The sequence below is a fragment of the Pseudomonas sp. PB103 genome, assembly GCF_009764635.1.
In the GTDB taxonomy this organism is placed as follows: Bacteria; Pseudomonadota; Gammaproteobacteria; order Pseudomonadales; family Pseudomonadaceae; genus Aquipseudomonas.
The window spans coordinates 29,394-53,751 of the sequence record NZ_RWIL01000098.1 but is presented as its reverse complement, the minus strand read 5'-3'; the positions used below and the strand labels follow the sequence as shown (position 1 = coordinate 53,751).

The window sequence follows — 24,358 nt, the reverse complement described above, 5'->3', positions numbered from 1 at the left end:
CGGCGCCGCCGCTCCTGGCCCAAAAGCTCCCCACTCTTATCGTTGCTGTTAGTCATAAACATAACCGTTTGCCTATCCCTTATCGTAAGGGGGAAACGGTGTCCTGTCTTTCATGGGGCTCGTTCATGCCGGCGGTATCGTCAAATTGTTTTTGCCGTTGTACTTCCTTGAGGTTTACGGGTATTCGTTCTCTACCATCGCCTGGCTTATGGCGGCCTATGGCGGTGGATGCATTGTTGGCGCCTACGTTGGAGGGGTTCTTTCGGAGCGCCTGAATTCGCAATGGGCTACGGGTATTTCGCTTATGTTGAGTGGCGTATTCGCGGCCTCACTGGCGTTGATGCCACCCCTCGGACTGTTACTTGTCGTGGTTCCTCTCGTGGGCATCTTTGACGGTGCATTCCGGCCAGCCAATTTGCGTCTGGTGATGGAGGGCAGCCCGCAAGCGCTACAAGTGCGTGTGCAGGGACTGCATCGAGTTGTATTCAATATGGGCGTAGCGCTCGCCGGTATTATGGCGGGGGTGCTGGTCGGTTTTGGCTACGAATACGTGTTTTTTCTTCAGGGGTTGCTGAACCTGTTCGGCAGCTTTTTCTTGCTCGGTTTCGCCCTTAGACACTCCGCGAAATTGTGGCGGTCGGCGGATTTACAGACGGTGGACAACGCCAATGCCTCGGACGGAGGAAGCTCCCCTTGGCGAGATGGCTTTTTTCTTGTCTTCATACTTGGTCAGTTATTGGCGTTGGGCATCTTCGATCAGATGTACGGCACTTTCGGGATTTTTATCAGTGAACACACCGAGGCTGGTGCACATTGGATCGCGTATCTGTTTTCAATGAACGCTTTGCTCGTAGTAGTGCTGCAATTACCCGTGAGTCGAATGATCGAACGCCATGGCGTGGTTATCGCTTCGCGTCTTGGAGGTCTGCTACTCAGTGGCGCATTTCTTCTGTTGAACATGGGCAGCCATATCATCTGGGCTGTGTTGACGATGCTGATTCTCACCGCTGCCGAGTTATTGCTGATACCCGTCTGGACACTATCGGTCATGAACCGCTCGCACGGGCGCCAAAGAGGAAAGTATCTGGGCATATTCAGCGCCGCCTGGCTTGGGCATTCGTTATATGGTCCTGGCTTGGGAACATGGTTATACGGCGCTTATGGCGGTTTTGTTTTATGGTGGATCTGCGCGGCTGTGGGAGGCTTGATGGTTATGCTGCACTACTCGACGGTTCCGAAGTTATGGGCAAGTCCGACGGGAACGCCGACCGCAGAGCGATCGGTCGTCCCAATGAAGAACTGCGAACTTTAACGCGATCCTGGCTATTGATCCGGTATGCCATCGGCGGCGACAAAGTTCACATGCTGACCCACATGCAAATTCAGCCGCAGCTCATCAGCAATCCCCACCGCCACGCGATTCAGTCTTTCCAGGGGCTCCGCCAATCCCGGTTCCAGATTGCCGCCAACCTGACTGAAATGCTCAATCGTCAGCCCGGCCACGCCATGCGGCGCATTGACCAGCGTCCACTGCAGCGGGCTGCTTTGCAGCGCTTCACGGATTTCCTCGGCGGCGTGGCGTTGCAGGCGATCGTCCAGCTCCGGTTCGTCGAGCACCGAGAACTCTCCTACCAAAAACAGTCGCGAAACATTCGCCGCTTGCAGGCCATCGACCAAAGCATCTACGGCTAGTACCTGCTCCACCGGCCCGAGCACCACTGAGCGTTCAACGTGATCACTGCTGAACGGCAACCCCGGCGCATCCAATAAACAGATGACCGCCGAACTGCCTGCCACACTTTGATTGACCCGCTCGAAATCGAACAGATCGCCGCTTTTCGTACGCAAACCCGGACGCGGCGCGAGCGCGGTGAGGTCGTCGAGGATGGCGATGACTTCGTGCTGACGGCGCAGCAACTCAGCCATCAACGCACCGCCCAGGCTACTCATGGCACCATAGAGCACCACTTTTACCGCCGGGGTTTCGGCATTTTTCATGGCTGATCCCTTTTGTTTTCCCTTGTATGGCGTGTGACATACGGGCAGCGCCGAGGGTTCGAACCGATTCAGAGGCTTTCAGATGCAAGTGATCAAGGGTTACCACGCCCATGTCTATTTCGACGCCAGCAGCATTGGGCAGGCGCGGGATTTGTGCGAACAGGCGGCGCAGTTGTTTGCGCTGAAAATGGGCCGGGTCCACGAACGCCCGGTCGGCCCGCACCCGGACTGGAGTTGCCAACTGGCCTTCGGCCCCGAGCTGATCGGCGAGGTGTTGCCGTGGCTGGCGCTGAACCGCAAAGGCCTGGTGGTGTTCCTGCACCCGGACACTGGCGATGATTTGCTCGATCACACCGAGCACGCGATCTGGATGGGCGCCGTGCGACCGTTGGACCTGTCTATTTTTTGATCAAATGGTTTCTTCGGCTTCACTCGGCAGTTGTTCGTCCAGATGCAGCCAGGGCAGTTGGCTGTCGGTCCAGATATGCCGCTCGGCCGGCGCCAGTTCCGGGTGATCAAGGGTGGCGATGGTCACATCGATGCTTTCCGGGCTGAGCAACGTCACCAGCGCCAGTTGCGCGCCGCAGTTCGGGCAGAAGAACCGCGCGCAGCTCTGCGACGAGTCATACCGCGACGGTGTACCCGCCAACCACTGGAAACTCGCCACCGGCACGGTGATCCACGTCGTCACAATCCCGCCGCTGACCTTGCGGCAGATCGAGCAATGACAATGGGCGATGTCCTGCAGCGCCCCGCTGAACTGATAACGAATGTGTCCACAATGGCAGCCGCCGCTGTGCAATTGGCTCATGGCTGAAGCCCTCCTTCCCGTGTTCATTGACTCTAGTTCGCATCCGACGGCCGGTTGACCGTTCATTCAAAGCTTTCTCCAGCGAAAGCTGGCTGAAAGCTTCCCCGATTAGGATCGCCCCACTTCCGGCAACAGACCGGTTGGCCAAACCGTGTGATTGCTCGCACGCAAGGCCCAATTAACAACAACAATGGTGATTCCGATGTCCTCTGTAGCCCGCCTCCTCGCTCCCACTCCGCCCGTACGTTTCGTGCTTGCCGTTCTGCGCTGATCCCTCGCCGATCCGCTCACTCAACTAGCCGCGCTACGCCTGGAGTATTCCCATGCTGACTTTCCTTGGCTTCGCCATGGTCATCACGTTCATGTTTTTGATCATGACCAAGCGCCTGTCCGCGCTGATCGCCCTGATCATCATCCCGATTCTGTTCGCCCTGTTCGGTGGTTTCGCCCCGAAGATCGGCCCGATGATGCTCGAAGGCATCACCAAGCTGGCGCCGACCGGCGTGATGCTGATGTTTGCCATTCTGTATTTCGCCCTGATGATCGACTCCGGCCTGTTCGACCCGGCCGTGCGCAAGATCCTCAAACTGGTCAAGGGCGACCCGTTGAAAGTTTCGGTCGGCACCGCCGTACTGGCGCTCGTCGTCTCCCTCGATGGGGACGGCGCGACCACTTATATGATCTGCGTGGCCGCCATGCTGCCGCTGTACAGCCGCATCGGCATGAGCCCGCGGATCATGGCCGGCCTGATCATTCTGGCCGGTGGCGTGATGAACATGACCCCGTGGGGTGGCCCGACCGCCCGTGCCGCGAGTGCGTTGCATGTCGATCCGTCGGACATTTTCGTGCCGATGATCCCGGCGATGGCCGCCGGCGTCGTGGCGATCCTGCTGATTGCCTACTTCTACGGCAAACGTGAACGTGCGCGTCTGGGTGAGCTGCACCTGATCGGCGACGAAATCGATCACAGCGAAATCAGCGTGTCGCAGTTCCCGGATGCCCGTCGTCCGAAACTGATCTGGTTCAACGCCCTGCTGACCCTGGCGCTGATGTGCACGCTGATCGCTGGCCTGCTGCCACTGCCGGTGCTGTTCATGGTCGCGTTCAGTATCGCGATGATCGTCAACTACCCGTGCCTGCAGATGCAGAAGGACCGCGTCGCGGCCCACGCCGGCAGCGTGCTGTCAGTGGTCAGTCTGATTTTCGCTGCCGGTATCTTCACCGGTATTCTCTCCGGAACAGGCATGGTCGACGCCATGTCGAAAAGTCTGCTGGCAGTGATTCCGGACTTCCTCGGCCCGTACCTGGCGGTGATCACGGCGCTGGTGAGCATGCCGTTCACGTTCTTCATGTCGAACGACGCGTTCTACTACGGCGTGCTGCCGGTGCTCTCCGAAGCGGCCAGCCATTACGGCATCACTGCCGTGGAAATGGCCCGTGCCTCGATCGTCGGTCAGCCCGTCCACTTGCTGAGTCCGTTGGTACCGTCGACGTACCTGCTGGTGGCGCTGGCCGGTATCGAGTTCGGTGACCACCAACGTTTTACCCTGAAATGGGCCGTGCTGGTGTGCCTGTGCATTCTGGTTGCAGCCCTGCTGTTGGGGACTTTCCCGCTGTTCAGCACGTTGTAACGGCATCAACTCACCAAGCGCCAGCTGCTGGCTGGCGTTCTGGTTTAACACACGCTCAAAGGAATACACATGGAATGGCTGACCAACCCCGAAATCTGGGTTGCCTTCTTTACCCTGACTGCCCTGGAGATTGTCCTCGGCATCGATAACATTATCATGATTTCGATCCTGGTCAGCCGCATGCCCAAGCACATGCAGCAGCGCACCCGGATCTTCGGTCTTGGCCTGGCCATGATCACCCGGATCATGTTGCTGCTGTCGATCACTTGGGTCATGCGCCTCACCGCCGACCTGTTCGAAGTGTTCGGCCAGGGCATTTCCGGCCGTGACCTGATCCTGTTCTTCGGTGGCCTGTTCCTGCTGTGGAAGAGCTCGCAAGAGATGTACCACGCGCTGGAAGGCGAAGACGAAAGCGACGATTCGCCTGGCGGCAAGGGCGGCAACTTCCTCTACACCATCATTCAGATTGCGATCATCGACATCGTCTTCTCGCTGGATTCGGTGATCACGGCGGTGGGCATGGTCTCCCATGTGCCGGTGATGGTCGCCGCGATTATCGTGGCGGTGCTGGTGATGATGCTGGCGTCGGGCAAGATCAGTGAGTTCATCGACAAGCACCCGTCGCTGAAGATGCTGGCGCTGTCGTTCCTGCTGGTGGTCGGTACCGTGCTGATCGCCGAGTCGTTCGACGTGCATGTACCGAAAGGCTATGTCTACTTCGCCATGGCGTTCTCGCTGGCGGTCGAGGCGATCAACATCAAGTTGCGCGGCGCGATGGCCAAGAAGAAAAAGCAGCAGGACCCGGTGAAGCTGCGCAAGGACATCCCGGGCCAGTAACCGGGTAGCCCAACTGCCAATACAAAACCTGTGTGAGCTGGCTTGCCAGACTCCCACAGGTTTTTTTGTACCCGCAAAAACCTGTGGCGAGGGGATTTATCCCCGATGGACTGCGCAGCAGTCCCCTGCTTTTGGGTTAAACAACGGGGGCCGCTGCGCGACCCATCGGGGATAAATCCCCTCGCCACAGGATCATTGGTGGATTCGAAATCTGAAGGGTGGATGAAGCGCTTTTCATGACACTTTTGTTTCAATCAACACTTTAGCTGTGCAATGCTGGCGCCCAGTCCGTTAGCCAACTACAGCTTAAGTATCAAAAACGTAGAAACCGCGCGGTACCGTCAACTTGCCTCTCTGAGGCACTGCTATTACAGGGGGTCTGCATGCTCACCCTGCTCAATCTGCTTTCCGCCGTCGCCCTGCTGATCTGGGGCACGCACATCGTCCGAACCGGCATCCTGCGGGTGTACGGCACCAATCTGCGCCATGTGATTGGCCAGAACATGTCCAAGCGCTGGCTCGCGTTCGTGGCCGGCATCCTCGTGACCGCCATGGTGCAGAGCAGCAACGCGACCGCCATGCTCGTCACCTCCTTTGTCGGTCAGGGCCTGATGGCGCTGACCCCGGCGCTGGCGACCATGCTCGGCGCCGACGTCGGTACCGCGCTAATGGCGCGGGTGTTGACCTTCGACCTGTCATGGCTGTCGCCGCTGCTGATTTTCCTCGGGGTGATTTTCTTTCTGTCGCGCAAACAGACGCGGCTCGGGCAGATGGGCCGAGTGTCGATCGGTCTCGGGCTGATCATTCTCGCGCTGCAATTGATCGTCGAGGCCGCCGCGCCGATCACCCACGCGCAAGGGGTGAAGGTGATTTTCGCCTCGCTGACCGGCGACATCCTTCTCGACGCCTTGGTCGGCGCGCTGTTCGCGATGATTTCCTACTCCAGCCTTGCCGCGGTGCTGCTGACCGCCACACTGGCCGGCGCAGCGGTAATCAGCTTGCCGGTGGCTATCGGTCTGGTGATCGGCGCCAACATCGGCAGCGGCGTGCTGGCGTTCATGAGCACCAGCATGCAGAACGCCGCCGGCCGGCAAGTGGCGCTGGGCAGCCTGTTGTACAAACTGATCGGCCTGCTGCTGATCATCCCGGTGCTCGACCCGCTGGTGCACTGGATCGACAGTCTCGATTTCAGCCCGCAGGAAATGGTCATCGGCTTCCACCTGCTCTACAACACCGCGCGCTGCCTGATACTGCTGCCGAGCGTCGGGCCGATGGCACGTCTGTGCGCTTGGCTGCTGCCGGAGCGCCCGGAGGTCAACGGCACCGCCAAGCCGCGTCACCTCGACGCCACCGCGCTGGTCACGCCGAGTCTGGCGCTGGCCAACGCCGCGCGGGAGACCCTGCGCATGGGTGATCTGCTGGAGAACATGCTCGACGCCACGCTTGATGTATTGCGCGGCAAGCAGACCGCTGTCACTCAGGAGATACGCCGGCTGACCGACGACGTCGAAGCGTTGTACAGCGCGATCAAGCTGTACCTGGCGCAGATGCCCCGTGAGGATCTCGGCGAGCAGGACAGTCGGCGCTGGGCGGAGATCATCGAGCTGGCGATCAACCTGAAACTCGCCGCTGATCTGATCGAACGCATGCTGCGCAAAATCCAGCAGCAGAAGACCTCGCAGCGCCGCTCGTTTTCCGAGGAAGGCCTAGAGGATCTGGCCGGGTTGCAGCAGCAATTGATCTCCAACTTGCGTTTGGGCCTGTCGGTATTCCTCAGCGGTGATCGTGAAAGCGCTCGCCAGTTGCTGCGCGAGAAGCGTCGCTTCCGTGCACAGGAACGCCGTTTGGCCCATGCGCATGTCAGCCGTTTGCAACGCAAGATCGTGCAAAGTATTGAAACCAGTTCGCTGCACCTGGAGTTGATTGCCGACATGAAACGCTTGAATTCGCTGTTTTGCGGCAGTGCGTATGTGGTGCTGGAAACGACGGACACCGGGGCGCTGGCGGCGGATGATATTGCCGACATTACGCATTCGCCTTGAACGTCTGGGGCCAGGGTCAGTCAGTAACACAGAGTTCAGTCTCAAGGGCCCCATCGCTGGCAAGCCAGCTCCCACAGGGTTTTGTGAGCACCAAAAATCCTTGTGGGAGCTGGCTTGCCAGCGATGGGGCACTGACTGACGACACGGATCTCCAAATCAGCCGTACGGAAGCCTGTTATGCGTTGCCTGTTGTTCGCCTGTCTGTTGTTCGGTTCCCTGCCTGCCTTTGCCCTGGATCGCTTTCAGGTCGAAGGCTATGCGCTGCCCAACGGTTTGCAGCTGATGCTCAAACCCGGCACCGAACGTGGGCATGTGGCGATTCGCTTGGTGGTCGGCGTTGGCCTCGACGATTTTGATTGCGCTGACAAAGAGCTGCCGCACTTACTCGAACATTTGTTGTTCAGCGGTATCGACGCCACGGGCGAAGGTGGTCTGGAAGAACGCATGCAGGCGCTGGGCGGTGACTGGAATGCCTTTACCAGCAACGCCGACACCACCTTCGTCATCGAAGCCCCGGCGAAGAACCAGCGCAAGGTCCTCGACCTGCTGCTCGACCTGCTGACCCAGACGCGCATCGACGACAACGCGATCAACGCCGCCAAACGCGTGGTCGAACGCGAGGACGGCGGCCATTACACGCGTCTGCAACGCTTCCTCGATCGCCAGGATCTCGGCCACACCGCGAGCAACCAGCTCGCCGTCGAGCTGGGCCTGAAATGCCCGCAACGCGCCGAAGTCGGTCACCTGACTCAGGAACAGCTGGAGAAGGTGCGCAAGGCCTGGTATGCGCCGAACAACATGACGCTGATCGTCGTCGGCGAACTCGACAAGCTGCTGCCGGCCTACTTGGAACGCACCTGGGGCGCGCTCGAAGCGGTCGATCCGAGCGAACACCGGCCGCTGCCGGACATTCGCACCAGCGCGGCCCATGAACGCACCCTCACCCGTGGCTTTATCGGCGACAGCGCCAAGCTGCACTGGCTGGTGCCGGAACCGGTGATCGATGATCAATACGACGAGACCTTCGACATTCTCAAGGATTATCTGGATTGGGCGCTGTATCGGCAGATTCGCCTTAATCATGGCTTGTCCTACGGGCCGTGGGCCGAGCGCGAAGTGTTTGGTGGTGTCGGCTTCATGAGCCTGAACGCTGATCTCGATCGTGATGACGTCGACGAAGCCATCCAGGTGCTGGAAGACCTCAAGGCCGATCTGCTGAAAAACGGCCTCGACCCGGACACCTTCGCGCGGATCAAACAAGCCTCGATCGCCCATCAGGCGTGGGCGGTTCAGGGTAATAGCGCGATGGCGGATTATTACTGGAGCGCGCTGGGCGATTACGAGGACGGCCGCTTCGCCAACCCGGCGCGCGAGCTGCAAGGGGTGACGCTGGAGGCGGCGAACAAGGCCATGCGTGAATTGCTGCTGCAACCGGGGTATTTGCGGATCGAGAAGCCGTTGATCAGTGATGATCAGGTGTTGTGGTTGAGTGCGGGTGGAATCGGTGTGTTGCTGCTGATTCTGATCGGCTGGCGTTTGATTCGTAAGCGGGGTTGAAGATCAAAAGATCGCAGCCTTCGGCAGCTCCTACAGGGGGTTGCATTCCAAATGTAGGAGCTGCCGAAGGCTGCGATCTTTTGAGGCCCTGAAATACACCGAATAAGTGACCGGCAGCCTCGCCACAGCGCCCGGCGGGCGCTACTCTGTCGAGGATTTTTCCTACAGCGTTGTGAACCCCCCGACATGCCGAAAATACAGCTCCTGATCCAGCGCATTCTCGAACTGATGAAGCGCTATCCCGGGGTCATTGCGCTTGGCGGTTTCATCTCCGGCGTCGGCAGTTTCATCATGGTCGACCGTCAGCAGGGGCTGGCGAGCTGGATCACGGTGATCATGCTGCTCAGCTGGATCTGGCTGATGCTGGAAAACACCCTCACCGGCCTCTTCACCCGCGTGTTCAAACGCGAGATTCCCCAGCCGCTGCTGCGTTACGCGACGCAGATGATCCATCAGGAAAGCCTGTTTTTCGTCCTGCCGTTCTTCTTCATCACCACGACCTGGAACAGCGGCCAGTTGGTCTTCACCGGCCTGCTCAGCGTCGCGGCGCTGATCTCGATCGTCGATCCGCTCTACTACAAATGGCTGGCGCCACGGCGCTGGGCGTTTCTCGCGCTGCACACGCTGACCCTGTTCGCCGCCCTGCTCACCGCATTGCCGGTGATCATGCACCTGACCACGGCGCAGAGCTTCAAATGGGCGCTGGGCATTGCCGTGCTGCTGTCGTTCCCGAGTCTGGCGTCGATCTTCCCGATCCGCACGCTGCGCAACGCCTTGGCGATCCTGTGCATCACCGTCGGCATTGGCGGCGTCGGTTGGGCGCTGCGTTCGTGGGTGCCGCCGGCGACGCTGTGGATGACCGACGTGGCGATCAGCACGCAATTGCAGGATCGCACCCCCGGTGCCAGCCTCGACACGGTCAGCGCCGAGCAGATCCGCAACGGCGGGCTCTACGCCTACACCGCGATCAACGCGCCGCGCGGGCTCGATGAGCGGATTTATCACGTCTGGCAATTCAACGGCAAAGAGGTCGACCGCATCGCCCTCGATATCCATGGCGGGCGCAAGGAAGGCTACCGCGCGTGGACGCACAAACAGAATTTCCCTGGCAATCCGGCGGGCAAATGGCAGGTGCGGGTGCTGACCGAGGATGGCCAGGTGATCGGCGTGCTGCGCTTCGAAGTCACCGACAGCACAGCGATCAAAGAAAAGTAATCCGGTTCGTGCTATTACGTTAGTTCGCTTAGCAGACGAACAAGCACGGAGCTTATGACCAGCAGCTCGATCAGCGGCAATGCCCAATTGGACACGTCGATCAGCCCTGCCCGCCTGCGGGTCACCGGGGACTGGACGCTTGCCCATTACGCCGAGCTCAAGCAACTGAGCGAAAAGCTCCACGGCCAGTACGACGCCAATACCGAGATCGACCTCAATAGCCTCGGCGCCCTCGACACCGCGGGCGCTTCGCTGCTGGTCGAACTGCTCGGCTCCGAGCGCCTCGGTAAATCTGCCGAGCATCCTGATTGCACGATTTCCACCGCCGACCGAGCGCTGCTGCAAACCGTGTATCGCTCGATGACCGACTTCTGCGTGCCAATCAAGGAGCCGGAAATCAGCGTCAGCGTGCAGTTGCTGACGCGCATCGGCCGCGCTGTCGACACCATCTGGCAAGACACCCTGCAACTCCTCGGTTTCATCGGCCTGATTCTGGAAACCATCGCGCGCAGCCTGTTTCGGCCCAAGCGCTGGCGCATCACGCCAATGATCGCGCACATCGAACAGACCGGCCTCGACGCTGCACCCATCGTGGCGCTGCTGACCTTTCTGGTGGGCGCGGTGGTGGCGTTTCTCGGCGCGACGGTGCTGGCCAGTTTTGGCGCGACGATTTTTACCGTGGACCTGGTGGGCTTCTCGTTCCTGCGCGAATTCGGTGTGCTGCTCACGGCGATCCTCATGGCCGGGCGCACCGCCAGTGCCTTCACCGCGCAAATCGGCTCGATGAAGGCCAACGAAGAAATCGACGCGATCCGCACCCTCGGCCTCGACCCGATGGAGCTGCTGGTGGTGCCGCGCGTGCTGGCGATGCTGGTGGCGCTGCCGATGCTGACGTTTCTGGCGATGCTCTGCGGGATCATCGGTGGCGGCGTGGTCTGCGCGGTGTCGCTGGATATCTCGCCGGCGATGTTCCTGACGCTGTTGCAGTCGGACATCGGCGTTCAGCACTTTCTGGTCGGCTTGGTGAAGGCGCCGATCTTCGCCTTCATCATCGCCGCGATTGGTTGCCTGGAAGGCTTCAAGGTCAGCGGCAGTGCTGAGTCGGTCGGCGCCCACACCACGTCCGCCGTGGTTCAATCGATTTTCGTGGTGATCGTGCTCGACGCGGTGGCCGCACTGTTCTTCATGGAGATGGGCTGGTGAGTCGTCTACCCCGCGCGCCCTCGCAGGCGGTGATTGAAGTCCGTGGCCTGTGCAATCGCTTCGGCAGCCAGAGCGTGCACGAGAACCTCGATCTGGATTTGTACAAAGGCGAGATTCTTGCCGTGGTCGGTGGTTCCGGTAGCGGCAAATCGGTGCTGCTGCGCAGCATTGTCGGTTTGCGCCGGCCCAGCGAAGGCATCGTCAAAGTGTTCGGCAAGAACCTGCCGAGCCTGTCCGAGCATGAGCGCTCGTTGGTCGAACGCCGCTTCGGCGTCTTGTTCCAGAAGGGCGCGCTGTTTTCCTCGCTGACCGTCACCGAGAACGTCGCCCTGCCCCTTATTGAACACGCCGGCCTCAGCCGCAACGATGCCGAACACCTGGCGGCGGTGAAACTGGCGCTGGCCGGGCTGCCGCTGTCGGCGGCGGACAAATACCCGGCGTCGCTGTCCGGCGGCATGATCAAGCGCGCTGCTCTGGCGCGGGCTTTGGCGCTGGATCCGGACATCCTGTTCCTCGACGAACCCACCGCCGGCCTCGATCCGATTGGCGCGGCGCAGTTCGATCAATTGATCCTGACCCTGCGCGATGCGCTCGGCCTCAGCGTGTTTCTGGTGACCCACGACCTCGACACGCTCTATACCATCACCGACCGTGTGGCGGTGCTGGCGCAGAAGAAAGTCCTGGTCGCCGGCCCGATCGACGTCGTTTCGGAAACCGATGACGCGTGGATTCACGAATACTTCCACGGCCCGCGCGGCCGCTCGGCGCTGGACGCCGCCAAATTGCTCAACGAGGTCTGACATGGAAACCCGAGCGCATCATGTATTGATCGGCCTGTTCACCGTGATTGTGGTGGCAGGCGCCCTGCTCTTCGGTCTGTTCCTGGCAAAGTCCAGTGTCGACACCGAGTTCAAGGACTACGAAATCGTCTTCAACGAGGCGGTCAGCGGTTTGTCCAAAGGCAGCTCGGTGCAGTACAGCGGGATCAAGGTCGGTGACGTGATCAGTCTGCGCCTCGACCCACAGGATCCACGCCGGGTGCTGGCGCGAATTCGTCTGGCCGGTGACACCCCGGTCAAAGAAGACACCCAGGCGAAACTGGCGCTGGCCGGGATCACTGGCACGTCGATCATCCAGCTCAGCGGTGGCACGCCGCAGAGCGCGAAACTGCGCGGCCATGACGGTAAGCTGCCGCTGATCGTCGCCTCGCCTTCGCCGATTTCGCGTTTGCTCAATGACAGCAACGATTTGATGACCGGCATCAGCGCGTTGCTGCAGAACGCCAATCAGATGTTTTCCCCAGAGAACGTTGAGCGAGTCAGCAAAACCCTCGCGCATCTGGAGCAAACCACCGGCACCATCAACGATCAGCGCGGTGACATCAAGCAGGCCATGCAACAACTGGCGACTGTCGGCAAACAGGCCGGCAGCATGCTCGAACAGACTTCGCTGCTGATGCGCAACGCCAACGGCCTGATCAACGATCAAGGCAAGCAAGCACTGGGCAGCGCCGAGCAGGCAATGAAGTCGCTGGAGCAAAGCACCACGACCATCAGCACCTTGCTCAGCAAAAACGAAAACTCCCTCGACAACGGCATGCAGGGCCTCAATGGCCTGGCCCCGGCGATCCGCGAACTGCGCGAGACGCTGACTTCGTTGCGCGCCATCTCGCAACGCCTTGAGGCCAACCCCAGCGGCTACTTGCTGGGCCGTGACAAGAACAAGGAATTCACGCCATGAAGCTGACTCGCCTCGCCCTTCTCGCCGCCGGCATTTCCCTGATCAGCGCATGCTCGATTTTGCCAAAATCCGAGCCGTCGGATGTCTATCGCCTACCGACGGCACAGGCGCCCGCCTCGGCCAGTTCGGCGGCAACGCAGCATTGGTCGTTGCGACTTAACAAGTTGCAGGCCAGTGAGGCATTGAACCGGCCGGTGATTGCGGTGATCCCGCAGGGCGACGTGATCAGCAGCTACAAGGGCTCGCGCTGGAGCGACCCGGCGCCGGTGCTGGTGCGTAATCGTCTGCTGGATGGGTTTGCGCGTGATGGCCGGGTGACGTTGCTGAGTACCGATGACAGCAACTTTGCGGCGGATCTGGAATTGGGCGGGAGTTTGCAGGCGTTTCAGACCGAGTATCAGGGATCGCAGGCCAGCGTCGTGGTGCGGGTTTATGCGTTGCTGGTGCGCGGTTATGACCAGCGGATTCTGGCAAGTCGACGCTTTGAAGAGCGTCAGCCGCTGAGTGATGTGCAGGTGCCGGCGGTGGTCGCAGGCTTTGGCCAGGCCAGTGATCGCCTGACCGCCAAGGTCGTCGCGTGGGCCGTCGACCAAGGCCAGAAACTGGCCCCCCAAAAACCTTAAGCCAAACACAATTCCTGTGGGAGCTGGCTTGCCAGCGATAGCGGCGTGTCAGGCAACGTCAATGTTGGCAGTACCGCCGCCATCGCTGGCAAGCCAGCTCCCACTCAGCCGAAGAACCAGTAGCAGACGAAGATAGCGCCAACGACGCCGGCAAACTCCGCCAGCAACGCACACCCCACCGCATGCCGCGCCCGCTGAATGCCCACCGCACCGAAATACACCGCCAACACATAGAACGTGGTCTCGGTACTGCCCTGAATCGTCGCGGCGACCAACGCCGGGAAGCTGTCGACACCCGAGGTCTTCATGGTCTCGATCAACATCGCCCGCGCCGCACTGCCGGAGAACGGTTTGACCATCGCCGTCGGCAACGCATCGACAAACCGCGTGTCCCAACCGGCCCACTCGACCAGATGACGAATGCCGTCCAGCCCGAAGTCCAGCGCCCCGGAAGCACGCAGTACGCCAACCGCACAGAGCATCGCCACCAGATACGGCAGCAGATTCTTCGCCACGTCGAAGCCTTCTTTGGCGCCTTCGACAAACGCCTCGTAGACCTTCACTTTCTTTAACGCGCCGATCAGCAAAAACAGCATGATCAACCCAAACAGCGTGAGATTGCCGAGGATCGACGACAATCCCGCCAGAGCCGTGGCGGAAAGCGTGCCGAGCAGTGCCATAAACCCACCGAGGATCAACGCACCGGGAATCAAATAGGCCAACACCACCGGATCCCAGATCCGCAGGCGCTGCATGAATGCCACCGAGAGGAAGCCGACAATCGTCGAGCAACTGGTCGCCAGCAGGATCGGCAGGAACACCAGCGTCGGGTCCGGCGCGCCTTGCTGGGCGCGGTACATGAAGATCGTCACCGGCAGCAGGGTCAGGGACGAGGCGTTGAGCACCAGAAAGAGGATTTGCGCGTTACTGGCGATGGTCGCGCTGGGATTGAGTTCCTGCAGCGCCTTCATGGCTTTCAGGCCGATTGGCGTCGCGGCGTTGTCGAGGCCCAGACCGTTGGCAGCGAAGTTCAGGGTGATCAGGCCAAGGGCAGGGTGACCCGCCGGGACTTCCGGCATCAGCCGCAGGAACAGCGGGCCGAGCACCTTGGCCAGCCATTCGACGATGCCGGCCTTCTCGGCAATGCGCAGGAAACCCAGCCACAGGGTGAGGGTGCCGAACAGCAGCACCATGACTTCGACCGAGAGCTTGGCCATGGCGAAAATGCTCTCCACCATCGCCGCAAAGATCCCGGCGTTGCCGCCGATCAGCCACTGCGCCAGCGCCGATACGGCTGCCACGATGAAGAAGCCAAGCCACAGGCCATTAAGCATCAGTCAAATCCCCCGAAGAATGCCGCGAATGATAGCGGGGTCGCCAGAAACGACAAACCCCGGATTTCTCCGGGGTTTGTCTACAGGCTCGTGGCCCCAATCTCATGTAGGAGCTGCCGAAGGCTGCGATCTGTTGATCTTGCCTTTAAAAACAGAATCAACAGATCGCAGCCTGCGGCAGCTCCTACAGGTGTGTGTCAGTTTTTCGAGATTTCGCCCGCTGGCAGTTGGGTCTTGCTGCGCCAGTGTGGCAGGGAATTCCAGTAGCGCTCGCCCTTGGCGTCGTCGTACATGCCTTCCCAGCGCGAGATAACCAACACGGCCAGCGCGTTACCAATCACATTCAGGGCAGTACGGGCCATGTCCATGACGCGGTCGACACCGGCGATGAACGCCAGACCTTCCAGCGGAATACCGACGCTGCCCAGGGTGGCCAGCAACACCACGAAGGACACGCCCGGTACGCCGGCGATGCCTTTGGAGGTGACCATCAGGGTCAGCACCAGCAGCAGTTGCTGGCTGATCGACAGGTCGATGCCGTACAGCTGCGCGATGAAGATTGCCGCAATCGATTGATACAGGGTCGAACCGTCGAGGTTGAACGAGTAACCGGTCGGCACCACGAAGCTGCAGATGGCTTTCGGCGCGCCGTAGGCTTCCATCTTCTCGATCACGCGCGGCAGCACGGTTTCCGACGAAGCGGTGGAGTAGGCCAGCACCAGCTCATCCTTGAAGATGCGCATCAGCTTGAACACCGAGAAACCGAACATCTTGGCGATCAGGCCCAGCACCACAAAGGCGAAGAAGGCGATGGCGAAGTAAACCAGAATCACCAGCTTGGCCAGCGGCACCAGCGAGGCGAAGCCGAAGTTGGCGACGGTCACCGCGATCAGGGCGAACACGCCGATCGGCGCGTAGTTCATGATCATGTGGGTGACTTTGAACATGCTTTCCGAGACGCCCTGGAACATCTTCACCAGCGGCTCGCGCAGGTCCGACTGCAGGCTCGACAGACCGAGACCGAACAGCACGGAGAAGAAGATGATCGGCAGCATTTCGCCGCGGGCCATGGCCGCGAAGATGTTCGACGGGATCAGGTTAAGGATGGTCTCGATGAACGCGTGTTCATGCTGTACCTCGGCGGCAGTCGCCTGGTACTTGGAGATGTCCACCGTGCCCAGCGTGCTCATGTCGATGCCGGCACCCGGATGGAACAGGTTGGCCAGTAGCAGGCCGACAACGATCGCGATGGTGGTGACGATTTCGAAATAGATGATCGTCTTCAGACCGATACGCCCGAGTTTCTTGGCGTCGCCAACGCCAGCAATGCCGACGATCAGGGAAGAGATGACGATCGGGATCACGATCATCTTGATCAGACGGATAAAGATATCGCCTGCCGGTTGCAGGACGTTGCTGATCCACCAGGCTTTTTCGGCACTGAAGTGGTTGAGCAACGCACCAATTGCAATACCCAAAACCAGACCGATGAGGATCTGCCAGGCGAGGCTAATTTTTGCCTTCTTCATTATCTTTACCCTTACTTGCGTTTGACTCAGGCACATGCAGGAACTGGAACGCTCTTTAGCGGAAAAGTCTGTGCATCTGCCTCCGTATAAGGTGCCCCGAAGCGCGTGTTTACGGCTCTTCGGCAGGCGAAAAAAGGCGCAACTATTCCGATGCAAGGTTGCGCCGTCTAATGCCGTAAACGCCTACCCTATGCCGAATCGGCATGAGCTTTTTTAATTGAAACTGGCGTCCCAACCGGTTCGATTGTGACATTTCGGCCGGCATAAGTGCCGTGAACCGGCCATCACAGCGTAGGTTGGTTATTTTTTGAACGATAAAAATCAGCGAAAAATTTAGGAAAAAGCCTACGTGGGAAGCCTAGAAGTCCCACTGTTTAAAAGGTTTCTTTGTCGATATACGGTCGCCAGGAAACACCGCGTAATGTTTTCGCGCGCAGTGTCGACGATAAAAAAGGCGAGCTGGACGCTCTGGATCAATGTTTTGCTGAAAAGGAAGCTCAACGCAAGTCCGTCGATCTGCTGTGAGTCGGCGAACCTGCGATGCAGCTTTTACTTGCCCTGACCCGGCCCTCGCGCAGGCACTCCCTGTACCCGTAGGTCACTCCGACCCTGTAACAGTCAGAACGTCCCGGCCCCTTGGTCATGCGCCGAGCCTCCTCGGATCGGTGCAATGGAAGGCAACAGGGCTGCTGCCTTCATGTTCAATACCAGTTCGGATCTTTCTTCAGGGTTTCCATCAGCAGATCCTGCATGCCCTGATCGGGTTTGCCGAGGAAGCGGTAGGTGGCATGTCGCGTGGGCGACTTGTCGGCCGGCAGTCCTTCGGGCACATCGACGAGCATGGCGTAAGCGTCTTTCTTGTCGAAACTGAAGGCGACGATCAAACGGTGGTTGAGGCACTTGTCCGCAGATTCGCAGAGCGGCCCGACCAGATATTGATCGCCGTCTTCAGTCACGGCATTCATTTGTTGGTCCGGCGTGCCGGACAGGTTCATCACCCATTCCGGCAGGCGTTCTTCCTTCTTCACCACGCCTTCCCACGTTTCGCGATATTGCGGGTCGGAACTCAACAGTTCGTTGACCCGCGCCTGGCCATCGTTGGCCGCCATCGCCATGGCACTACCGCCCAGAAGCAGGGCGGCTGCCAGTGTTTTTAAAACAGTCATCGTTAACCTCGGCCGCGACGGCCAAAGAAGAAGGAAGCGATGAACATCACCAGGAACACGACAAAGAGAATCTTGGCGATACCCGTGGCGGTGCCCGCGATACCACCGAAGCCCAGTACTGCAGCGATGATGGCAATGATCAAGAATGTGATTGCCCAGCTCAACATGGTGATTCTCCTTACTTCTCTATTTAGGGATATTGCGTGTTCCGGCGCATCGCGCCTGAATCCGTTTGTTCAATCAGAAAACCCAGCGCTCTTCACGTGGCATTTGATCCAATGGCTGTGCCTGGTCGACATCGACCATGCGCATCGTCGCGTTGTCATCCTGGGCACTGCTGCTGACAGCGCTGAAATGACTCTGGGTAGCGTGCTGCATGGAAATCAGCGGTGCTTCCGGCTGCTGGCTGTTTTCCCAGCGCAGGTATTGCTGGCAAGCGATCAGGGTGATCAACAGCGCAAGTACGCCAAACAGAGCCTGTTGCAGATGCAGTGGCGAGATGCGTACTTGAGCGGCGCGTTGGCGAGTCATCCTGGGTTCCTCACTCTTATTCGGTTGGGGCAGTTCTGATCTGCCCGGGCTGAATGAGTTATTGCAGCCTGCATGCCAGTTTTTTCATTGAAAAATATCTAATAAAATCAATTACTTAAAAGAGATGCGAAAAGAGTTGGCGACGCATCCTGCACGATGGGTCGTCTGGGATCGTGCGCAATGCACGATTTTTTCGTAGGAGAATTCATTCTTATGGAATTGAGAGCAGGGCGCAGATGTCAGAAAAGGACACAGGCAATGTCCTGTAAACCGCTGATTGTTTAAAAAACCAACAAAATCAACGTATTGGCCGTAATGGCAGGAGAGAGCTACCCTCCTATGGCTGGCATCGTTCAGAATCAACCATGCAACTTGCCCGATTTTTCCGGGACTAACCTCAGACCAATCACTATGGAGCGTAGGAAAAATGGAATCTGCCACTGAGCATCAAGGCCGCATTCTGCTGGTGGACGACGAATCCGCCATCCTGCGTACCTTCCGTTATTGCCTTGAAGACGAAGGCTATACGGTGGCTACCGCCAACAGCGCGGCTCAGGCCGACGCACTGCTGCAACGCCAGGTCTTCGACTTGTGCTTCCTTGATTTGCGCCTGGGCGAAGACAACGGTCTCGATGTACTGGCGCAAATGCGCATTCAGGCACCGTGGATGCGCGTGGTGATCGTCACCGCGCATTCGGCGGTCGATACCGCTGTGGATGCTATTCAGGCGGGCGCCGCTGATTATCTGGTCAAGCCGTGCAGCCCTGATCAGCTGCGTCTGGCTACCGCCAAGCAGCTGGAAGTGCGTCAGTTGTCGGCGCGCCTCGAAGCGCTTGAGGGCGAGATCCGCAAACCGAAGGACGGTCTCGACTCCCACAGCCCGGCGATGAAGGTCGTCCTGGAAACCGCGCGCCAAGTCGCGGGCACCGACGCCAACATTCTTATCCTTGGTGAATCCGGCACCGGTAAAGGTGAGCTGGCCCGTGCGATTCACGGCTGGAGCAAGCGCGAGAAGAAATCCTGCGTGACCATCAACTGCCCGTCGCTGACGGCAGAGCTGATGGAAAGCGAGCTGTTCGGTCACAGCCGTGGTGCGTTTACCGGCGCCAGCGAAAGTACGCTGGGTCGCGTCAATCAGGCCGACGGCGGCACGCTGTTTCTCGACGAGATCGGCGATTTTCCGCTGACATTGCAGCCAAAGTTGCTGCGCTTCATTCAAGACAAGGAATACGAACGCGTAGGTGACCCGGTCACCCGTCGCGCCGACGTGCGTATTTTGGCGGCGACCAACCTCAATCTGGAGGACATGGTCCGTGACGGTCGTTTCCGTGAAGACCTGCTGTATCGCCTGAACGTCATTACCCTGCACCTGCCGCCGTTGCGCGAGCGTGCCGAGGACATCCTCACGTTGGCTGATCGCTTTCTGGCGCGCTTCGTTAAAGAGTACGCACGTCCGGCGCGTGGGTTCAGTGACGAGGCTCGCGAGGCACTGCTCGGCTACCGCTGGCCGGGCAACATTCGTGAGCTGCGCAACGTGGTCGAGCGCGCGAGCATCATCTGCCCGCAGGAGCGCGTGGAGATCAGCCATCTCGGCATGGCCGAGCAACCGGCCAACAACGCGCCTCGGGTCGGCGCCGCGCTGAGTCTGGACGAGTTGGAAAAAGCCCACATCGGCGCGGTTCTCGCCACCGCCGGCACCTTGGATCAAGCAGCGAAAACCCTCGGCATCGACGCCTCGACCCTGTATCGCAAGCGCAAGCAGTACAACCTGTGAGTGCCGGGCGATGAAACTGGCGATGAAGTTGCGCACGCGGTTGTTCCTGAGCATTTCCGCCTTGATCACCGTGGCCTTGCTCGGGTTGCTGCTCGGGCTGGTCAGCGTGATGCAGATGGCCGGTACACAGGAAACCACGCTGCGTAACAACTTCGTCACGCTCGATCTGGGCCTCAAGCTGCGACAAACTTTGGGTGATCAACTGGTCATCATGCTTGCCGAAGAACCCGATCCGGTCGCGTTCGAGGCGTCCAAGCAGCAATACCTCAAGTTGCTCGATGACGGTATCGCCCAAGAGCACATCGGCGATGGTCGCCAGTATGGTTTCAGTCAGGCCAAGGCTGATTACCTGAGTTTTCTTCAGGCCTTCGATGTGTCCCGTGACCCGGCGACAGCGTTGAGCAGCAACGCCAATCTCAGAGAGCGCTTCAACACGCTGCGTAACGGCTTGATCACCGAACACAAGCATGCGCTGGACAACATCAACGCGGTCCAGCGTCAAGCGCGCGACCGTGCACTGTTGATCGCCGGTCTGCTCGGGCTGGTAGGGCTGGCGGTGTTGATCATCGGTTTCGTCACGGCACACGGTATCGCTCGACGCTTCGGTGTGCCGATCGAAGTCTTGGCGAAAGCGGCGGACAACATTGGTCAGGGCAACTATGAAGTGACCCTGCCGATTTCCTCGGCGATGGAAGTGAACCTGTTGTCGCGTCGCTTCGGTTTGATGGCCGAAGCGCTGCGTGAGCACCAGGCCACCAACGTCGACGAGCTGCTGGCGGGCCAGCAGCGTCTGCAGGCGGTGCTCGACAGCATCGACGATGGTCTGCTGATGATTGACCGCGAAGGTCATCTGGAGCACCTCAACCCGGTGGCTCAACGCCAGTTGGGTTGGGACGATGATCGACTTGGCCAGGGTTTGGGCGCGGCGCTTGAGCGGCCGGAGCTGGATGCGCAGCTGCAACTGGTGCTGCGCGGCGGCACGCTGGAGCGCGCGCCGGAGGATTTGAGCATTGAGGTCGACGGCGAATCGCGCCTGCTGACTTACAGCCTGACGCCGGTCAGCCACACACAAGGTCATATCCTCGGCGCGGTGATGGTGTTGCACGACGTCACCGAGCAGCGCGCGTTCGAGCGGGTGCGCAGCGAGTTCGTCCTGCGCGCGTCCCATGAGCTGCGCACGCCGGTCACCGGCATGCACATGGCGTTCGGCCTGTTCCGCGAACGGGCGAAGTTTCCGGCGGAGTCACGCGAGGCTGATCTGCTTGATACCGTGAATGAGGAAATGCAGCGCCTGATGCAGTTGATCAACGACTTGCTCAACTTCTCGCGCTACCAGAACGGGTTGCAGAAACTTACACTGGCGCCGTGCTCCATCGAAGATCTGCTGGCGCAGGCTCAGCTGCGTTTCGCCGAGTCGGCGGCGGCCAAAGGCATCGCCCTGGAGGTCGAAGTGCAAGGCCCGCTGCCGCGTTTGCAGGCGGATCAGGCGCAGCTCGACCGCGTGCTCGACAACCTGATCGACAACGCCCTGCGCCATACCGCCCGCGACGGATTGATTCGTCTGCAGGCGCGGCGCCACGGCGAGCGGGTGATCATCAGCGTCGAAGACAATGGCGAAGGCATTGCCTACGGCCAGCAGGGGCGGATCTTCGAGCCCTTCGTCCAGGTCGGGCGCAAGAAGGGTGGTGCCGGGCTCGGCTTGGCGCTGTGCAAGGAAATCGTCCAGTTGCATGGCGGGCGCATGGGTGTGTATTCGCGGCCGGGGCAGGGCACGCAGTTCTATATGGCGTTAGCCGTTTAGGCTTCGTCGTCCATGCGCCGACCGGCGAGCCGACGCCCGCGAGTGATCAGTTCGATGAACTGCACCGCGCTCAGCGCATGGGCGAACAGCCAGCCCTGACCGAACTTCACGCCTTCGCTGCTGAGCAATTGCGCTTGTGATTCCAGTTCGATGCCTTCGGCAATCACCTTCAGGTCCAGCGCTTGCGCCATGTGAATGATGTGCGGGGCGACGCCGCTGCTGGCGGCGTCATGGCCGAGGGCGTCGATAAACGCCTTGTCGATCTTCAGGCAGTCCACTGGCAGGGTTTGCAGGTAGGCGAGGCTGCAATAGCCGGTGCCGAAATCGTCGATCAGCACCTGATGGCCAACATCACGCAGGGCTTGCAGGTTTTCCCGCGCGACCACCACATCAATCAAACCGCGTTCAGTGACCTCGAAGGCAATCTGTCGTGCGGCGACCCGGTGCAAGGTCAGCAAGCGCGCCATGACCTGGCCGATGCGCGGCACCATGACGTCGCACGCCGCCAGGTTCACCGAGATATACAGTTGTGGGTTGGCGCGCAATACCGGGCCCAACTGCTCGAGCAAACGCTGCAGGACAAAGTCGGTCATTTGCCGAATCTGCCCGGTGTTTTCCGCCATCGGAATAAACAGGTCGGGGCTGGTCAGCGTGCCGTCCGGGCGGCGCCAGCGCAGCAGGGCTTCGGCACCGACGCAGTTGCGGCTGTCGAGGTCGAAGATCGGTTGATAGAGCACCTGCAACTCGCCGCGGCGGATCGCGCCGTGAAGCTCGGCATCCAATGATTGCCGCTGGCGCACCAGCAGGAAGGTGAGAAAGCCGACAATCGCACCGGCCACCAGGCAGACTGGAATCATCCACCACCAAATGGTGGGGATGTGCATGCCGGTGCGCGGCGTGATCAACACCAACTGATATTCCGGGTTGTCGGTGGGCATGCGGTAGATCAGTCGCGTTTGCGTGACTTGCAGGGCATCGCGGCTTTTCGGTGGCCAGTGTGCCGTCGGCGGCCAGTCCTGCTCGGTACCCAGTACCGGAATCGCTCGGGTGCCATGGTCGAGCACTACCAGAAGACTGCTGCCGGGCGACAGGTCGACCATGTCGGTCAAATGGCCGCGCGAGGTGGCCACACGAAAATTTCCCCGACCAAGCATCAGCGCGGCGCGGTTCTCGTCGGGTTCGGTGGTGGTGTTCAGCCAGTAGCTGTAGGTCGGGCCTTTGATGTCTGGTGCGCGGACAACCGATAAGCCTTCCTGGCGCGGCCGGTTCGAACAGATCCGCGAGGCATCCATATAAGCGGCTTCGTAAACGAAGCGATAGTTGAAGGTGACTTGTTGCAGGGTGGCGATCATTTCGTCGTCGCAACTGCGCAACGGTTGCGCTTCGAGGTCGTCGAGACTTTCGCGCAACTGGCCGAACAATTGTTCGAGGCGAGCGAGGAAACGTTCGCCTTGCGCGTTCATTTCCCGGCTCTCGTTTTGCTCGACCTGATGCATCGCCACGAACATTGCGCCGGCGATCAGCAGGCAGGCACTGAGGACAGCCGCGATCATCGCCAAAAAACAAGGGCGATAAAACCAGCTACGCAGCGTCTCTCGGGTAGCAACCATCATGGAATATCCGAAGAATTACCAATGAGTTATAGCTGCTGATTACAGTTTCGCCCTGACCGTCGGGCGGGCGTCATTATTTTGTCTGATTGAGCACCAGCAACAGCGCTGCCGTTTGCGCATCCGGCGTACCGTCGAAGCGCGAAGGCCGGAAGTGCATCTGGAAAGCGGCAAGGACGTGGCGGGTGGCGACGTCGAGTTCGCCGGTCTGCGGCGTGTCGTAGCCAAGGTGCGCCAGTTGCGCCTGGAACCAGCTGACGATCGGCAGTTCGCTGTTGTTGAACACGGCCTGTTGGCGTGCCACCGCTTGTTCGTTGGGCCACACGCCAAGGCCTTCAGCGGCAAGGCGCTGCCACGGGAACAGCGGGCCTGGATCGAGCTTGCGCAGCGGCGCGATGTCGCTGTGGCCGATGATGTGGCGCGGGCTGATGCCGTTGCGTTTGCTGATGTCCTTGAGCAGGGCGATCAACGATTGAATCTGTGCTTCGCTGTATGGATACCACAGGCGCCCGGTCGGGGTGTCCTTGAAGCCCGGATTGACGATTTCGATGCCGATCGAGCTGGAGTTGAGCCAGGTGCGGCCCTGCCATTGGCTTTCGCCGGCGTGCCAGGCGCGCTGGTTTTCATCCATCAGTTTGTAGACGGTGGCGCTCTTGTCGTCGCCGATCAGGTAATGGCTGCTGACTTCGCCGTGGGTCAGCAATTGCAGCGAACGCTCCAGCGATGTCGAGGTGTAGTGGACGATCACAAACTGGATGCGGCTATCGTAATTGGCCGAAGGGTGGCTGGTGTCATAACGCGGGCTGCTGGCACAGCCGGCCAGAACGAGCAGCGAAGCGAGGAGGGCAAAGAATTTCATGGCAGAGGACAATACACGCAAGACAGTAATGCAACAGTGTAACGTACTGCCTTGCGTCTCGACGGTCAGCGGGCGGATTTAAACAAAATGGAACACA

At 59.8% G+C, this 24,358-nt stretch carries 22 protein-coding genes; 13 read left to right on the top strand and 9 right to left on the bottom strand.

From position 1 onward, the window contains the following. Positions 1–112: 112 nt before the first annotated feature. A complete protein-coding gene (locus EJA70_RS17575; protein ID WP_158832340.1) occupies positions 113–1,312 on the top strand; it encodes an MFS transporter in 1,200 nt (399 codons plus the stop codon). 11 nt (positions 1,313–1,323) lie between these two features. Here the strand turns inward: EJA70_RS17575 and EJA70_RS17570 are convergent, their stop codons facing one another. Further along, entirely contained in the window at positions 1,324–1,998 is a 675-nt protein-coding gene (locus EJA70_RS17570) for an NAD(P)-dependent oxidoreductase (protein WP_158832338.1), read from the bottom strand. 82 nt (positions 1,999–2,080) lie between these two features. Here EJA70_RS17570 and EJA70_RS17565 point away from each other — a divergent pair, with 82 nt between their 5' ends. Then, positions 2,081–2,407, top strand: coding sequence for a DOPA 4,5-dioxygenase family protein (locus EJA70_RS17565; RefSeq protein WP_008084331.1), 327 nt, complete (start codon positions 2,081–2,083; stop codon positions 2,405–2,407). Here EJA70_RS17565 and EJA70_RS17560 read toward each other — a convergent pair whose 3' ends face one another. After that, positions 2,408–2,809, bottom strand: coding sequence for a GFA family protein (locus EJA70_RS17560; protein WP_158832336.1), 402 nt, complete (start codon positions 2,807–2,809; stop codon positions 2,408–2,410). A 323-nt stretch (positions 2,810–3,132) separates the two neighbouring features. On the opposite strand from EJA70_RS17560, the gene EJA70_RS17555 reads away from it, so the two are divergent. From EJA70_RS17555 to EJA70_RS17515, 9 genes are all read left to right on the top strand, one after another. Continuing rightward, the gene (locus EJA70_RS17555; RefSeq protein WP_008084326.1) at positions 3,133–4,440 is read left to right on the top strand and encodes a CitMHS family transporter; all 1,308 of its coding nucleotides are present in this window, start codon (positions 3,133–3,135) and stop codon (positions 4,438–4,440) included. 69 nt (positions 4,441–4,509) lie between these two features. Continuing rightward, complete coding sequence (locus tag EJA70_RS17550) at positions 4,510–5,277, top strand: TerC family protein (protein WP_008084323.1); 768 nt, start codon at positions 4,510–4,512, stop codon at positions 5,275–5,277. Positions 5,278–5,660: 383 nt separating this feature from the next. Beyond that, positions 5,661–7,319 (top strand): Na/Pi cotransporter family protein, encoded by a 1,659-nt coding sequence (locus EJA70_RS17545; protein ID WP_158832334.1) that lies wholly within the window; start codon positions 5,661–5,663, stop codon positions 7,317–7,319. Between the two features lie 177 nt (positions 7,320–7,496). Further along, the gene (locus tag EJA70_RS17540) at positions 7,497–8,876 is read left to right on the top strand and encodes a pitrilysin family protein (RefSeq protein WP_158832332.1); all 1,380 of its coding nucleotides are present in this window, start codon (positions 7,497–7,499) and stop codon (positions 8,874–8,876) included. 186 nt (positions 8,877–9,062) lie between these two features. After that, positions 9,063–10,091: a DUF5924 family protein gene (locus EJA70_RS17535; protein ID WP_158832330.1), complete on the top strand. Its 1,029-nt coding sequence runs from the start codon at positions 9,063–9,065 to the stop codon at positions 10,089–10,091. A 54-nt stretch (positions 10,092–10,145) separates the two neighbouring features. Next, positions 10,146–11,294 (top strand): ABC transporter permease, encoded by a 1,149-nt coding sequence (locus tag EJA70_RS17530; RefSeq protein ID WP_158832328.1) that lies wholly within the window; start codon positions 10,146–10,148, stop codon positions 11,292–11,294. Next, positions 11,291–12,094: an ABC transporter ATP-binding protein gene (locus EJA70_RS17525; RefSeq protein ID WP_158832326.1), complete on the top strand. Its 804-nt coding sequence runs from the start codon at positions 11,291–11,293 to the stop codon at positions 12,092–12,094. The genes EJA70_RS17530 and EJA70_RS17525 overlap by 4 nt, the downstream gene beginning before the upstream one ends. Position 12,095: 1 nt before the next feature. Continuing rightward, complete coding sequence (locus EJA70_RS17520) at positions 12,096–13,034, top strand: MlaD family protein (protein ID WP_158832324.1); 939 nt, start codon at positions 12,096–12,098, stop codon at positions 13,032–13,034. After that, positions 13,031–13,657 (top strand): ABC-type transport auxiliary lipoprotein family protein, encoded by a 627-nt coding sequence (locus EJA70_RS17515; protein ID WP_158832322.1) that lies wholly within the window; start codon positions 13,031–13,033, stop codon positions 13,655–13,657. The genes EJA70_RS17520 and EJA70_RS17515 overlap by 4 nt, the downstream gene beginning before the upstream one ends. 104 nt (positions 13,658–13,761) lie before the next feature. On the opposite strand, the gene EJA70_RS17510 is transcribed toward EJA70_RS17515, so the two are convergent. From EJA70_RS17510 to EJA70_RS17490, 5 genes are all read right to left on the bottom strand, one after another. Beyond that, positions 13,762–14,991 (bottom strand): nucleoside recognition domain-containing protein, encoded by a 1,230-nt coding sequence (locus tag EJA70_RS17510; RefSeq protein WP_007911793.1) that lies wholly within the window; start codon positions 14,989–14,991, stop codon positions 13,762–13,764. Positions 14,992–15,188: 197 nt separating this feature from the next. Further along, positions 15,189–16,520 (bottom strand): glutamate/aspartate:proton symporter GltP, encoded by a 1,332-nt coding sequence (gene gltP / locus EJA70_RS17505; protein ID WP_158832320.1) that lies wholly within the window; start codon positions 16,518–16,520, stop codon positions 15,189–15,191. A 701-nt stretch (positions 16,521–17,221) separates the two neighbouring features. Next, positions 17,222–17,686 (bottom strand): inhibitor of vertebrate lysozyme family protein, encoded by a 465-nt coding sequence (locus tag EJA70_RS17500; protein WP_008081255.1) that lies wholly within the window; start codon positions 17,684–17,686, stop codon positions 17,222–17,224. Between the two features lie 2 nt (positions 17,687–17,688). Further along, positions 17,689–17,853, bottom strand: a complete 165-nt coding sequence (locus tag EJA70_RS17495) for a DUF1328 domain-containing protein (RefSeq protein ID WP_003177151.1) — start codon at positions 17,851–17,853, stop codon at positions 17,689–17,691. Between the two features lie 73 nt (positions 17,854–17,926). Next, positions 17,927–18,217 carry a hypothetical protein gene (locus tag EJA70_RS17490; protein ID WP_158832318.1) on the bottom strand — a complete coding sequence of 97 codons (291 nt, stop codon included), beginning with the start codon at positions 18,215–18,217 and terminating at the stop codon, positions 17,927–17,929. Between the two features lie 427 nt (positions 18,218–18,644). Here EJA70_RS17490 and algB point away from each other — a divergent pair, with 427 nt between their 5' ends. Further along, a complete protein-coding gene (algB, locus tag EJA70_RS17485) occupies positions 18,645–19,991 on the top strand; it encodes a sigma-54-dependent response regulator transcription factor AlgB (protein WP_007954049.1) in 1,347 nt (448 codons plus the stop codon). Positions 19,992–20,001: 10 nt separating this feature from the next. After that, the gene (locus tag EJA70_RS17480) at positions 20,002–21,792 is read left to right on the top strand and encodes a KinB sensor domain-containing domain (RefSeq protein ID WP_158832316.1); all 1,791 of its coding nucleotides are present in this window, start codon (positions 20,002–20,004) and stop codon (positions 21,790–21,792) included. On the opposite strand, the gene EJA70_RS17475 is transcribed toward EJA70_RS17480, so the two are convergent. Next, a complete protein-coding gene (locus EJA70_RS17475; RefSeq protein ID WP_178116891.1) occupies positions 21,789–23,402 on the bottom strand; it encodes an EAL domain-containing protein in 1,614 nt (537 codons plus the stop codon). The genes EJA70_RS17480 and EJA70_RS17475 overlap by 4 nt on opposite strands. Positions 23,403–23,478: 76 nt before the next feature. Then, positions 23,479–24,261: an N-acetylmuramoyl-L-alanine amidase gene (locus tag EJA70_RS17470; protein ID WP_158832312.1), complete on the bottom strand. Its 783-nt coding sequence runs from the start codon at positions 24,259–24,261 to the stop codon at positions 23,479–23,481. Between the last annotated feature and the right edge of the window lie 97 nt (positions 24,262–24,358).

What these genes read in the sequence shown, in the direction of transcription:
- EJA70_RS17530 (WP_158832328.1), top strand. Translation starts at nt 10,146, where the DNA reads ATGACCAGCAGCTCGATCAGCGGCAATGCCCAATTGGACACGTCGATC.
- EJA70_RS17560 (WP_158832336.1), bottom strand. Translation starts at nt 2,809, where the DNA reads ATGAGCCAATTGCACAGCGGCGGCTGCCATTGTGGACACATTCGTTAT.
- gltP (WP_158832320.1), bottom strand. Translation starts at nt 16,520, where the DNA reads ATGAAGAAGGCAAAAATTAGCCTCGCCTGGCAGATCCTCATCGGTCTG.
- EJA70_RS17475 (WP_178116891.1), bottom strand. Translation starts at nt 23,402, where the DNA reads ATGGTTGCTACCCGAGAGACGCTGCGTAGCTGGTTTTATCGCCCTTGT.
- EJA70_RS17515 (WP_158832322.1), top strand. Translation starts at nt 13,031, where the DNA reads ATGAAGCTGACTCGCCTCGCCCTTCTCGCCGCCGGCATTTCCCTGATC.
- EJA70_RS17495 (WP_003177151.1), bottom strand. Translation starts at nt 17,853, where the DNA reads ATGTTGAGCTGGGCAATCACATTCTTGATCATTGCCATCATCGCTGCA.
- EJA70_RS17550 (WP_008084323.1), top strand. Translation starts at nt 4,510, where the DNA reads ATGGAATGGCTGACCAACCCCGAAATCTGGGTTGCCTTCTTTACCCTG.
- EJA70_RS17570 (WP_158832338.1), bottom strand. Translation starts at nt 1,998, where the DNA reads ATGAAAAATGCCGAAACCCCGGCGGTAAAAGTGGTGCTCTATGGTGCC.
- EJA70_RS17565 (WP_008084331.1), top strand. Translation starts at nt 2,081, where the DNA reads ATGCAAGTGATCAAGGGTTACCACGCCCATGTCTATTTCGACGCCAGC.
- EJA70_RS17500 (WP_008081255.1), bottom strand. Translation starts at nt 17,686, where the DNA reads ATGACTGTTTTAAAAACACTGGCAGCCGCCCTGCTTCTGGGCGGTAGT.
- EJA70_RS17520 (WP_158832324.1), top strand. Translation starts at nt 12,096, where the DNA reads ATGGAAACCCGAGCGCATCATGTATTGATCGGCCTGTTCACCGTGATT.
- EJA70_RS17540 (WP_158832332.1), top strand. Translation starts at nt 7,497, where the DNA reads ATGCGTTGCCTGTTGTTCGCCTGTCTGTTGTTCGGTTCCCTGCCTGCC.
- EJA70_RS17510 (WP_007911793.1), bottom strand. Translation starts at nt 14,991, where the DNA reads ATGCTTAATGGCCTGTGGCTTGGCTTCTTCATCGTGGCAGCCGTATCG.
- EJA70_RS17575 (WP_158832340.1), top strand. Translation starts at nt 113, where the DNA reads ATGGGGCTCGTTCATGCCGGCGGTATCGTCAAATTGTTTTTGCCGTTG.
- EJA70_RS17555 (WP_008084326.1), top strand. Translation starts at nt 3,133, where the DNA reads ATGCTGACTTTCCTTGGCTTCGCCATGGTCATCACGTTCATGTTTTTG.
- EJA70_RS17480 (WP_158832316.1), top strand. Translation starts at nt 20,002, where the DNA reads ATGAAACTGGCGATGAAGTTGCGCACGCGGTTGTTCCTGAGCATTTCC.
- EJA70_RS17545 (WP_158832334.1), top strand. Translation starts at nt 5,661, where the DNA reads ATGCTCACCCTGCTCAATCTGCTTTCCGCCGTCGCCCTGCTGATCTGG.
- EJA70_RS17535 (WP_158832330.1), top strand. Translation starts at nt 9,063, where the DNA reads ATGCCGAAAATACAGCTCCTGATCCAGCGCATTCTCGAACTGATGAAG.
- algB (WP_007954049.1), top strand. Translation starts at nt 18,645, where the DNA reads ATGGAATCTGCCACTGAGCATCAAGGCCGCATTCTGCTGGTGGACGAC.
- EJA70_RS17490 (WP_158832318.1), bottom strand. Translation starts at nt 18,217, where the DNA reads ATGACTCGCCAACGCGCCGCTCAAGTACGCATCTCGCCACTGCATCTG.
- EJA70_RS17470 (WP_158832312.1), bottom strand. Translation starts at nt 24,261, where the DNA reads ATGAAATTCTTTGCCCTCCTCGCTTCGCTGCTCGTTCTGGCCGGCTGT.